This window comes from Oleiphilus sp. HI0132 (assembly GCF_001635845.1).
The window spans coordinates 1-12,554 of record NZ_LWGJ01000726.1 but is presented as its reverse complement, the minus strand read 5'-3'; the positions used below and the strand labels follow the sequence as shown (position 1 = coordinate 12,554).

General features: G+C 46.6%; 10 protein-coding genes and 1 pseudogene. 5 read left to right on the top strand and 6 right to left on the bottom strand.

The features are described from left to right. Positions 1–323 (bottom strand): annotated as a pseudogene (locus A3766_RS08650) (2OG-Fe(II) oxygenase); the annotation flags it as partial. Between the two features lie 278 nt (positions 324–601). On the opposite strand from A3766_RS08650, the gene A3766_RS08645 reads away from it, so the two are divergent. Continuing rightward, the gene (locus tag A3766_RS08645; protein ID WP_068507727.1) at positions 602–1,318 is read left to right on the top strand and encodes a lipocalin family protein; all 717 of its coding nucleotides are present in this window, start codon (positions 602–604) and stop codon (positions 1,316–1,318) included. 66 nt (positions 1,319–1,384) lie between these two features. On the opposite strand, the gene A3766_RS08640 is transcribed toward A3766_RS08645, so the two are convergent. Genes A3766_RS08640 through A3766_RS08625 form a run of 4 tightly spaced genes read right to left on the bottom strand, consistent with a single transcriptional unit; the run spans position 1,385 to position 6,108 of the window. Further along, positions 1,385–2,125 carry an alpha/beta fold hydrolase gene (locus A3766_RS08640; protein WP_197470244.1) on the bottom strand — a complete coding sequence of 247 codons (741 nt, stop codon included), beginning with the start codon at positions 2,123–2,125 and terminating at the stop codon, positions 1,385–1,387. Between the two features lie 11 nt (positions 2,126–2,136). Continuing rightward, entirely contained in the window at positions 2,137–3,162 is a 1,026-nt protein-coding gene (locus tag A3766_RS08635; protein WP_068507722.1) for a M14 family zinc carboxypeptidase, read from the bottom strand. Positions 3,163–3,199: 37 nt separating this feature from the next. Continuing rightward, on the bottom strand, positions 3,200–4,297 hold the full coding sequence (locus A3766_RS08630) for an alpha/beta hydrolase (protein WP_068507721.1): 1,098 nt from the start codon (positions 4,295–4,297) through the stop codon (positions 3,200–3,202). Further along, the gene (locus A3766_RS08625) at positions 4,297–6,108 is read right to left on the bottom strand and encodes a lysophospholipid acyltransferase family protein (RefSeq protein WP_197479448.1); all 1,812 of its coding nucleotides are present in this window, start codon (positions 6,106–6,108) and stop codon (positions 4,297–4,299) included. Before A3766_RS08625 ends, A3766_RS08630 begins: the two co-directional genes overlap by 1 nt. Before the next feature lie 182 nt (positions 6,109–6,290). On the opposite strand from A3766_RS08625, the gene A3766_RS08620 reads away from it, so the two are divergent. After that, positions 6,291–7,274 (top strand): NAD(P)H-quinone oxidoreductase, encoded by a 984-nt coding sequence (locus tag A3766_RS08620; RefSeq protein ID WP_068507718.1) that lies wholly within the window; start codon positions 6,291–6,293, stop codon positions 7,272–7,274. 30 nt (positions 7,275–7,304) lie between these two features. After that, the gene (locus tag A3766_RS08615) at positions 7,305–8,936 is read left to right on the top strand and encodes an acyl-CoA synthetase (protein ID WP_068642085.1); all 1,632 of its coding nucleotides are present in this window, start codon (positions 7,305–7,307) and stop codon (positions 8,934–8,936) included. A 106-nt stretch (positions 8,937–9,042) separates the two neighbouring features. Here the strand turns inward: A3766_RS08615 and A3766_RS08610 are convergent, their stop codons facing one another. Next, on the bottom strand, positions 9,043–10,746 hold the full coding sequence (locus A3766_RS08610; protein ID WP_068507714.1) for a YdiU family protein: 1,704 nt from the start codon (positions 10,744–10,746) through the stop codon (positions 9,043–9,045). Between the two features lie 312 nt (positions 10,747–11,058). On the opposite strand from A3766_RS08610, the gene A3766_RS08605 reads away from it, so the two are divergent. Next, positions 11,059–12,246 (top strand): acetyl-CoA C-acyltransferase, encoded by a 1,188-nt coding sequence (locus A3766_RS08605; RefSeq protein ID WP_068507713.1) that lies wholly within the window; start codon positions 11,059–11,061, stop codon positions 12,244–12,246. 91 nt (positions 12,247–12,337) lie between these two features. Then, on the top strand, positions 12,338–12,554 hold a 217-nt coding region (locus tag A3766_RS08600; protein WP_231882868.1), incomplete at its 3' end, for an SAM-dependent methyltransferase.

The window sequence follows — 12,554 nt, the reverse complement described above, 5'->3', positions numbered from 1 at the left end:
GAAAACAAGCCTAAGTATAAGCGCCTGTTCATATAAGACTGCAATTGAGACGCCCATTCAAGCCAAGCCTTACCCGCCTCCGTCTCTTCTGAGATCCAAGCGATTTCATCAGAGCGAACCGTCTCGTTCCTCACAAAGTCTTGCTCACGCCCTATTCCGGCTTTCTTGAATTTCTCTGAAGCTAAGCCTTTTACTTCCTGCGCCAAAGCATCAGCCAAAGCCTGAGGGATCGCCCCTTCATTGATAGAGCAGCCGGTTTGAATCAAATCTTGCGCGATTGACTCAAACAAAACTTCATTGTCTTCTGGGCTTGATAAGTACACCGATAGTTCTCCAAAAAGTCATTGCTAAGAACACGATTTCCACAGTATAGTTCGCGTTCTTACTACGCAAAAATGCGGCCCTTAAACTTCAAATATTTAAAAGGATTTTGAATATGACGAACATTCTATTTTAATTACCCAAAAATCAATACTGACAACTGAACTTTCTGATCAACAGAAAGCTATTTAGTTCTGTCGATAAAACTCTTCACGCTTTCGTGCTTATGCGAAAGCTATAAATAAATCCTCTTTATAATCAAATTTTGAGAAACGACACTATGACTGCGTCTAAACTATTCGCACTAATCACTTTAATTTTATTTTTGTCTGCTTGTGGCTCTGACAGTAAAAATATAACACTGCCTGATTGCCCCGAGCCAGATAATAGCTCCGACACAATTTCCGAGTCAGACCTCTGTGGCAAGGCTTTTATCGACGACCTTGGCGATGATACCTATGTTATCTTCAGTTTTTTCTCTGACATGACCTTTGAATTCACCGGAAACGATGATAACGATTCACGTTTAGCGAGCGTAACGAGCGGTACATGGGCAGTGGTAAATAACGAGGTAATTGTTTACCTTGCCGATGAAACACTTACCTTTAGAGAGTCTGCGATCGAACAGGGCCAATACTGCTTCCAACTTCCTGAAGACGATGTCAGTCATATCAGGCATTGTGCAGTAGAAGCAATTCAACCTTCGTTAAGTGATCTCACTAAAGAATTCTACTATGAAGACTGCCCTTTCTGCTCTATTGAGTTCTTTGCTAACAATACGGGCGCTACCAACGGAGATGAAAATGATGGCTCGTCTTTTTCATTTTCCTGGAGTTTTCAAGGTGACGGCACAATATCCATTGTCTACGACCGTGCTTTGGGCAGTAACAAGTTCTTCTTTACTGAACAGGATAGCGAAAAAATTAGCTTCATTAGTTTAAACGATTATGCTGATGAGGCACCTTATATGGACTCCAACGTCCTCTTCATAAAATAGAACCTGTGCCTAGATTCAAGTAAGCAAGCCTGATCATTCAGGTTTGCTTACTTCTCACCCCGCTCTTTATAGACTCTGTCGCCACTCAACGATCTGCTCGGCTAACCACTGTGGTGCATCCAAAGCCAAGTCATGCCCGGCATAGTGATGACAACGATAATCTGCCCCCCATGCTTGGGCGGCATTTTCAGAGCAGTGGTAGCTAACAATCCTGTCTTGTTTAGCCGCAATAAACAGCATATGTTCGACGGGCTTTTGTGATTCGCATTGAAAGCGACTGGCCGCCAGAATTTGCTTGATTGCCGCTCTCCGGCTAGGTGGCTGCTTACGTCTGAAGTCTAACCACTCATCTAGCAAACACTCATCACTATCTCTCATGTTACTCGACAATCGCAAAATTTCACGCTCACTGTAGCGCATAACGGGGTTAAACCAGGCCTTTAGGAAGCCTGCATAGGCCTTAGGTTGAAGTCTCTGATAAAAGCGAGCATAGGGTCTAAAGCTTGAATTTATCAGTATCAGGCTAGCGACTTTTTCAGGGTGCATTTGAGCCAAGGCAAGCGCCACCATTCCGCCCATGGAAATACCTACAAGATTGATCTTACCGTCAACAAGCTTGGCTGAGTCAAAAATCCTCGGCGCAAGACTCTCAGCAATTTCTTCTATCGTCCCCGGGCTAGATTCATGATGTCGCTCACCAAAACCTGGCAAGTCCTCAAACAATACCTCTGCGCCTGACAGTGTTTTTAAGTGCTCAGGAAACTCACCCCAATGCAATTTCTGGCGAGACAAACCCCTTATTAGCATCCACTTTTCCATTAGCGATACCAAAACTGCTTAGCTGCTTGAAAGGTCTGTACCTGCTGCTTTTTCTTGGGCATCCAGCTCTTATAGCCAATGGCTGCCGAGCAAAGAAAATCGAATAGCATAATATGCCGCCGTAAAACGCGTTGCAGGCGATGCGGCACCATCGGGTTGAATAAACCAGACCTAGAGAATAGTTGAGTCGGACGCTTCTTAATCCAATTCCATGAGCCCATCTCAAGCGTCAAAGGAATCATCATACTCTCATGTGAATTCTTATGTCGCTTGTAGATGTAATCCCACAGATCTCCATGCGTGATATAACTCAATGACTGAGGCTCAAAGATATAATGATGGTGAGAGTAAGTTCGATCTAGCAATAATTTCAGCGCATAAATCTTGTCGAGTACCGCAATAGGCCGTTTGCGATAAGCATAGGGAAACCACAAGTAATCGTGGAAGCCAAAGCCCGAATGACAGTCTAGCGTTAAGGTAAAGGGCGATTGATCAGAATAACGCTCGACCACCTCTACCAGCTTCTGGTTCTCAAGCTCCATTTGCTCCTCGACCTTGCCACAATACCAAGGCAGGTGTGGCGATATTCTTTGTCCGCCACCAAATAACAGGGCCTCGCTCTCTGCTTCCATCGGAGAGTTACGCATTAAATCCACACCATTGGGATTAGCACGTGTATTGAGATACATCCCGCCAGGATTAACTATCGGCAAAAACACTAAGTTCATTGCTTCTAATTGTTTGGCGACCACCACATCCCAAGACATTCGCGACAGCAGCATCTCTAGGTACGACAGCAAAACTTGTGTACCGATACGCTCGATCCCATGAACACCCGCCGAAATAATAACGGTCGGCAGCCCCGGGCGATAAGGTGTCATTTCAATGCTATACAGTGGCAGCTGATGACCGGCTAAATCAATATTCGCTTCGGTATTAACAACCAGAGGGTGCTTAGTGTGGGAAATAATCTGCTCTAACTGCCAAAGCTCAGGCAGCCGTTTTTTTATTTTATTTTTATTCATCAATATATCCGTATAAGCCGTACTCTCTCAAGATTGTCTATCTCGTGTAAGCATGGTGGTCTTCAAAAAAGAATGAAAAGCCTTTGACGATACGCCAGACATCAAATACCTGCCTTAAGCTAAAGCATGTATCACCATGGCTAATAAAAGGAGTGACCACTAAATCAACGTCTTTTTTCATCTCGCGTAGTTTGCGGTATAAGAGCTCTGACTGCCCGCAGGGAATGACATTGTCTGCCGCGCCATGCAGCAGAAAAACCTTGGCACTCAAATCATCTAAGCGAGAGACAATATCCAGAGCCTCTAATTCTTCTGATAGAGGCGTTTTCGCTTTCGAAAAAAGTAGTTCCCGGTACTGTGAGTCGCTCAAAACACGATGCACCAGACTCGCTTCACTCTGGCTTAATTGGTCGATGCATTGCCCTAAAGTAATATTACTACCCGGCTCCGGCTTGTTTTCTATATCAAGCAGGGTCGTTTCATTAATATTGTCCTGAATCGCTGCATCCAAGGCTTGTTGTAAAGCCAGGCAATTCTCATTGACCTTCGCCTCCATCACCATTGGGATAATTTTCTTCAGTACAATATAACGCCCATAGGGGTCTGCATCGGTATCGGTCAGCAAGTAGTTCATCACCGAATCAACTTCCGTAAATGCACCAATGGCACACACCGAGATGATTCGGTCTTTAACACGTTCATCCGCTGCAGCAGCCAAACATATGGCACCGGAAAAAGACGGCGCAAGAACACTCAGCCTACCCGAAGAACATAAGTGCGACTGATCCACCAACGCACTTAATATATCTGCAACCAAGTCGATCTGCCGAGGATCAATCTTCAAAGTTTTGATTGACTGAACATCAGGAGAAACCACTCTAAAGCCGACATGACATAGCGACTGACAAAGTGTAACGATACGAGAATCGTCTTTTCCAAAAGGAGACATGCCGTGAAAGAACGCAATGCATCCCTTCGGTTTTATATGCGGTTCATAGACATCAACACTGACGCAGCTGCTATCAATATCACTCCCCTCAAGATAAAGCAGTTCGCTACGGGCAGACTTCTCGCCCGACGCCTGCTCACCATGCAATGTCCACATCACATTCAATGCTTGCCAGGCCGCACGCATTATTTATCTTCCTGTTGTTCAATAACTTCAGGGATATAGCGCTTACGCTTCTTTTCCTTGATCTTACTGACATCGACCATCACTAAACCGTCGATACAATCACCAAAGTCAGGGTCAACACCAAAGCCCAAGAACTTTAGGCCACCCGGTTCACATAGGTCGCTATACTGCTTGTACAAAGTCGGCACGCTACAGCCCATATTCGACAAGATGTTCTTAAGAATCATAAAGTCTTCTTTATAATCCGTACCTGAAAAATTCTGGCTCAAGGCATCAAGCAGATCGTTTGAGAGCAAATAGGGGTGCTTCGATACAGCCTTAGGCCGAGATTCCGTCTCGTCAAAGCTGCCAAAATAAAGAGTGAAGAAGTAAACTAATAAATCTTTTGCTGCTTTAGGCAGGTCGTTCGAGATACTGACCGGACCATATAAGTATTTCACATCAGGGTTCTTGCTTAAGTAAGAACCGATGCCATACCAAAGGTAATCCAAACTTCGTTTGCCCCAATACTTAGGCTGAACAAAACTTCGCCCAAGTTCCGCCCCTTGCTTTAGTAGAGGAAGCATTGACTCGTCATAATCAAAAAGGCTGGCGCTGTATAAGCCCTGAATACCCTGCTGTTCGATAATGTCTTTGGCATTGCCCAGGCGATAGGCACCGACAATCTCCAACTCATTTTCATCCCATAAGACCAATTGACTATAGGACGAGTCATAGTGGTCAATATCACGCCGCTCACCTGTTCCCTCGCCCACTGCGCGAAAGGCAATTTCCCTTAAGCGGCCAATCTCTCTCAATACCGCGCAGCTTCCTTCGTTCTTATAGAGAAAGATCTGTTTATTATCACTGGTCTCACCCAATCGGTTTTGAGAAGCAATAAGCTGCTTAAGTATTTGACGTGATTCAGGGTGAGCAACCGGTGACTGGGTTTGCCATATCCCCTTTTTACCCTTACCCACTTTATAGAGGTGTTTTTTGAACAGTTTGACCTGAGTCTTAACTGGCAAACCACTCTTGGCATAGGTCTCATGAATGACAAGCTTACCGACACGGATCGCAACCGTCTTGCGTGTTTGCTTATACATTTCAGGCACAAGCATCATGGTAGAAAGCGGCTTATAGATCGCAGACACACCGTAAAACAGAGCAGAGTTTGCTGCATCAATATACAAAGGCAACACCGGCGCATTCATTTCTAAAGCTATATCAAGAAAGTCACGACGCCACTTGGTATCCGTCACCCCACTCGGGCGAATACGGGATAATTCTTCACTGGGGAAAAAGATCAGCACACCTTCTCGCTCCAGGTGTTCTTTCAAAGCGACATTACGTGTTTTAGCCGTATTCTCGGAGTAAGGCTGACAAGCCAAAGTAATCGGCGCAAGCGCATCTAACTCATGAACGCCTTCATCGACCACAACACGCACGTCTGACCTTACATCACTTACCAACTTGAATACCGCCGCTGCATCCAGAGTACCTAAAGGATGATTGGCGATAATCACCAAGCGGCCTTCAGTCGGAATTCGTTCTTTCTCATTCCAAGGCGTCTGAAAGGAAAACTCAAAGTGCTGAAGAATCTGCTCGACAAACTCAACACCTTTAAGGTGAGGATGATCTCGCAGGAAAGAGTCTAAGGTTTTTCGTGAACGAGATAGTGAGCTAAGCGGTGCTCGTAATATCTCGGGAATCCCACCGTTTTTATCGGCAAGGCCATCATTGCTAGACATGCGCTCGACAGCAGGTTGAAGTGTACCGTTTGTTTTCTCACTATCTACTGCCTTGTTAACCAACAAGCTCTGAAAACCCATACCTAGACTCCTGTGTTTTTAGGCAGGATAGTAATTCAGTGTGAAGCAAATGTGACGCTTTGGTGTCAGTTTGATGTCAATGGGATCACCACGGAACACAGTTGATAAACTTGACCCTAACCCGGTAGCCCTTTAAATTGCTTGCCTACTCATACGAATTCGCCACGAACAAGAGAGCCAAAATGAAATATATCGACACCCCAAACTTCGGCGCACCTGATGTCATGCAAGTTGCTGAAGGCGAACGCCCTGGCATTCAAGAAAATGAAGTACTGGTGAAGGTAGCAGCAGCCGGCGTTAATCGCCCTGACGTGATTCAGCGACAAGGCAACTACCCGGCCCCAAAAGATGCGTCACCCATATTGGGTTTGGAAGTAGCCGGTGAAGTGGTCGAAGTCGGTTCTGCCGTTACTACCTTAAAACAAGGCGATAAGATTTGTGCACTCACCAACGGTGGTGGCTATGCCGAGTATGTAAATGTACCAGAAAGCCAATGTCTACCCGTTCCTGAAGGCTACTCAATGGTGGAAGCAGCAGCCTTGCCAGAAACCTTCTTTACAGTGTGGTCAAACGTGTTTGATCGCGGTCAGCTGAAAGCGGGCGAGACCTTTCTTATTCATGGCGGTACCAGCGGCATCGGTACCACGGCGATTCAACTAGCCAAAGCGATGGGCGCAAAAGTCTATGCCACCGCAGGCAGCGATGAGAAAGCAAAAGCCTGTGAAGCGCTGGGTGCAGAGCTTGCAGTGAACTACAACGAACAAGACTACCTGCCCACTATCAAAGACCACAATGACGGCAAAGGCATCGACGTAATTCTTGATATGGTTGGCGGTGAGTATATTCAGAAGAACCTCTTCCTCGCCGCGATTGAAGGCCGTATTATCAATATTGCTTATCTTCAAGGCCCGATCAACAAGGTAAACTTCTTGCCCGTGATGCTAAAGCGTTTAACGCTGACCGGCTCGACGCTACGACCTCAATCTTTGGACGCTAAGGCCGCAATTGCGCAACAGCTAAAAGAAAAAGTCTGGCCGCTGCTAGAGAACAAAACCATTAAGCCTGTGATCGCCAAAACCTTCGCACTCGAAGATGTTGTTGAGGCGCATACCCTAATGGAAAGCAATGCCCATATCGGCAAAATTATTTTAGACCTTTCCCACTAAGCACTCATTCCACAAAGAGAACAGCGAAACATGCAAGAGCCTATTAAGCTTGAGACACTAAATGACTTGGACCTGTCAAAAGACTTCAACATAGGCCTTGCCTGCACGCGCCCGGCGATTCCCGGCTTTGATATGAATTCAACAGCACTCATCGTTGACCATGGCGATGAGAGTAACGAATTACATCAAGCTTATTCTTATCAGCAACTTGATAAGGCATCCAACCAATGTGCTGCACTGTTAAGTGAATTGGGCTTGATAAAGGGTGACCGGGTCATGCTTTGGCTACCGAATGTTATCGAGTTCCCGATTGCCTTTTATGGCACAGTTAAGCTTGGCGGTATTGCGGTGCCCAGCTCTATTCTGCTTAGCGGCGACGAGATTGATTACCTGGCGAAGGACTCTGGTGCCAAAGTGCTGATCACCACCGCTGCGCTGGCCGAGAAGCTACACCTGGATACACTAGAAGAGTCAGAGTTGGCTCATGTTTTGATTATCGACGAACTCGCCGAGACCGCCAGCACAAGTAGCAAGATTAAGTTTCAAAGCTTTGCAAACTTACTAGCAAGTTCATCCGATGACGAAATCGCAGTCAATACCTGCTATAACGACCCGGCCTACTTAGTCTACACCTCTGGCACCACGGGTTATCCAAAAGGCGTATTGCATGCTCACAGGGCTTTGCTGGGTCGCTTACCCGCGGCCTACCATTGGTTTGATTACCAAAGCGATAAAACTGACCGCATTCTGCATTCGGGTAAGTTCAACTGGACCTACGTACTCGGCACCGCCATGATGGACCCGATGCTGCTAGGCAAAACCGTCGTTGTTTATAACGGCGATGCCACGGCAGAAACCTGGCCGAAGCTGATCGCCAAGCACCAATGCACAATCTTTATCGGTGTACCAACCATTTATCGCCAGATCATTCAGAAAACTGAATTTTCAGCTAAAGATGTACCGACACTTCGCCACTGTATGTGTGCAGGCGAGCATCTTTCAGATGAAATGCTTGGGTTATGGCAAGACCGCTTTAATCAGGATATTTACGAAGCTATCGGCATGTCTGAATGTTCTTATTATTTATCGCATCACCCTGCTCGCCCCATTCGCCCGGGCTCTGCGGGTTGCCCTCAGACCGGGCATAAAATACATCTACTCGATGAGAACTTAGAGCCAGTCAAAGACGGTGAAGAAGGCATGCTTTGTATCGACGAGCAAGACTTAGGACTGTTCATTGAATACTGGCAACTGCCGGACACCACACAAGCCACACGCAAAGGCGGCTATTTTCTCACCGGCGACTACGCCAAACGAGACGAAGAAGGCTATGTTTGGTTCCTCGGTCGACGTGACGACATCATCAACAGCTTTGGCTTTCGTATTTCACCCCACGAGATTGAACGGGTATTGAAAACCCACCCCGACGTCGCTGATTGTGTCGCTCTCGAAGAAGAGATCGGGCCAGATAAGAACTTGGTCGTGGCGAGCGTCATTCGCCATGAAAGTAGCACGCTAGATGAAACAAGCCTATTAGCCTTTGCAAACGAACATTTGGCTCAATATAAAGTACCTAAAAAGATTTACTTCACCCAACTGTTCCCCCGAACGGCCAACGGCAAAGTGCTTCGCAAGCAAATGAAGGCAGATTTAAAGAACTAAATACGCCTTAATAAAGTAAGCAAACCTCTAAGCAACAGGTAGTGTGTGTCTTCACTGGCTATTGTCACAAGTACTTGAAATTGCTTAGCGCGTTGCGCTTATTCGATTAGGACGAGCAACTATAGTGCGAGACACCGCCAGCCCCGAAAAAGACCTCGGGCTTCAAACGGTAGAATTTATTTTTCACCTCTAATGTCTGCTCATCGTATGGTTTGCTCAACACGTCTTGTAATTCCTTTACGAGCGTATAGTCACCTTTCATCGCCTGTTGATACGCTGGCACGACCAACCATTCACGCCAGGTGTATTTTGGGTTGACGCGCTTCATCTGTAACGACAGAGCTTCGGCGCCCTCCTCAATGTTTATCAGCCCTCTCCAGGTCTGTAACCACTGCGACCATGCTTCTTCCTTTTCATCACTCAGGTCTTTATAGAAGCTTTTCTTAAGCGTCGAGACATCTTCAGGAAGCTCTGACAGCTCGCGGAAGAAGAGGGTGTAGTCAACAGAGGTTTGAACCATTAGCTTTAAAAGCTGATTGAATAGCGTTCCATCAAACTTATTAAGCCCCAGCTTAGACGCCCACATTGATTCCATTTTCTCTTGAATCACAGCAGTGAAGCCTGAGCGTATCTCATTAAGCTTTTCTAATACATCGGGCTTCGATGCAACGAGGGGTCGCAATGCCGAGCAGAAACTCTCAAAATTTGCCTCGGCAGCAGCATGTTGATTGAAAAACGAAAAGTGATGCCCGCCACCACTCCAAGGCTGATAAAACGGTTCAAACACTTCGCAGAACCCGAATGGACCATAGTCAAGGGTATACCCCCCCGCTGCGCAGTTGTCACTATTGAAGTTGCCTTGGCAATAACCTACGCGAAGCCAGTTTGCGACAAGCGCGCTTAAACGCTCACGAAACTCGCTAGCCAACCGCAGTAATTTATCTTCGAACGATAGGTCTTCATTGATCTCACTTTTGTATTCACGATCAATCAAATGCAAAACGATCATCTTTAACTCTTCGAGAGCTTTTGGATGAGCCTTGCTACGCGCTCGACGAGCAAACAGTTCAAGCTGCCCGACCCGTAAGAAAGACGGTGCGACACGTGTTGAAATTGCAACCGGGTTCGATACCATAATATCCGGATCTTGGGAGTAAGAACCTTCAGAATACCATGGGCGATCAACGGTCTCTGAGCCAGATACATAAAGGCATAAGGACCTAGATGTTGGCACCCCTAGTTGGTGCATATGCTCCTGAACCAGAAATTCTCTAATACTCGAGCGCAGCACTGCTCGCCCATCCGCACCACGACAATATGGCGTTCGCCCACCACCCTTTAGCTGCATCTCCCAACGCTGACCATTGATGACAGCCTCAAGGACAGATACTGCACGGCCATCCCCGTAACCGTTGCCTGTGCGGAACGGACACTGTTGAATGTACTCCGTGCCATAAATCGACAGCGCATAGCCAGTTGCCCAAGCTGTTTGTCTCATAGGTTCTGGCACATGCGACATATCACCAGAGAACAAACGACGGAAGCCTTCCGTTTCCACCAAATTGTCGTCAAAACCCAGTTCGCTGAAAAACTTCCTGCTGTGAGCGACATAGTCAGGCTCAGGAATAGGCGTCGGCTTTACAGGGACATAATGTCCCGAAAAAACTTGTCGAGGCGCGTAATCATCCCCACTGGCCGTCGCCTGAGGGTCGCACCGAAGGTTATTCATTAGTGAATAGTCGGCTAATTTAGCCAGTTCATCGAGATTCGTTATGGGAGTAGATATATCATTAAGCTGCTTGTTAGCCATATTAATTGATGAACCTTTTCTAATTACTCTAAATCTGAGGAGATACCTTGTCTCAAACTATCACATTATCGACCTAAACCGAAAACACTTGGCACTCTGTGTAAGCTAATTGCTTGGTGTCCTCTACAGGTAAACCGCAAGCCTTTACCTTTCCTTACAGCAAACAAATTGGTTCAAAAACGAGATCCTTGATACAATCTGCGACCGATTTGGTGGGCTAAGGTCACTATCCTTGGCTTCGTTTGTATTTCCGGCACCTCACGAGGGTGCACTCTTTGTGGCTCGGCCACGAGTAAAACGTAAGAGGCTAATATGTCTAAGCAAGATTCTGTTGTAATTGTAAGCGGTGTTCGTACACCAATGGGTGGTCTTCAAGGTAGCCTGTCTACTGTTCCTGCGCCTGAGCTAGGCAGCATCGTTATCAAAGAAGCGGTCGAGCGTGCGGGCCTTAAGCCTGAAGACGTACAAGAAGTGATCATGGGTAACGTATTGCCAGCCGGTCTTAAGCAAGGCCCAGCTCGCCAGGCAATGCGTCAAGCAGGCCTACCTGATGCAACGGGTGCTACCACAATCAACAAGCTTTGTGGTTCAGGTATGAAAGCGGCGATGATGGCACACGATGCGATCAAGGCAGGCACTAACGATGTAATGATTGCTGGCGGCATGGAGTCTATGTCTAACGCTCCTTATATTTTGCCAACGGCTCGTAAGGGCTTCCGCATGGGTCACGGTGACCAAGCAATGGATCACATGTTCCTAGATGGTTTGGAAGATGCTGAAACAGGTCGTCTAATGGGTTCTTTCGCACAAGAAGTTGCAGACAAGAAAGGTTATACACGTGAGCAGATGGATGACTATGCGATCCAATCACTTACTCGTGCAAAAACTGCAACGGAAGAAGGTTTGCTAAAAGCTGAAATCGTTCCAGTAACCGTTAAGTCTCGCCGTGGCGATACTGTGGTTGAGCACGATGAGCAGCCATTCAACGCTAACATCGAGAAAATCCCTAGTCTTCGCGCAGCTTTTGCTAAAGATGGTACCATCACTGCAGCGAATGCTTCATCAATCTCAGATGGCGCATCAGCACTTGTTCTAATGCGTGAAAGCGAAGCTGAAGCACGTGGCCTTAAGCCTGTTGCTCGTATCGTTGGTCATGCTACGCAATCCCAGCACCCAAGTGAATTTACAATCGCTCCTGTTGGCGCAATTGAAAACTTGTTTGCTAAGACAGGCTGGACTAAAGAAGATGTTGATTTGTATGAAATCAACGAAGCCTTCGCAATGGTTGCAATGATGCCTATCATTGACCTAGGTCTTGACCCAGAAACGGTGAACATCTTCGGTGGTGCATGTGCACAAGGCCACCCTGTTGGTTCAACAGGTTCACGTTTGTTGGTTACCTTGATCAACGCATTGAAAGTGAAAGACAAGTCTAAAGGTGTTGCTGCACTATGTATTGGTGGTGGTGAAGCAACCGCTATGGCGATTGAGTTGATCTAAGCTCAGCGTTCATACTAAGAACAGCGCTACAGCAGTACTAAAAAAGGGTCGCAAATATGCGGCCCTTTTTATTATTAATGGAATCAAAACTTTGAAGCTCGGTAAACGCCTAAAAAAACTCAATGAGATGTGCCTAAATAACTACGAGCACATCTGGGATTGCTGCTGCGACCACGGTTTATTGGGAATCAACCTGCTTGATCGGCAAGCCGCACCCACAATTCACTTTGTTGATATTGTTCCAGAGCTCATTGAAGCCTTGAACCTGAAGTTAGTTGAGCTCTTTCCGGCGACTCCTAACAACCAAA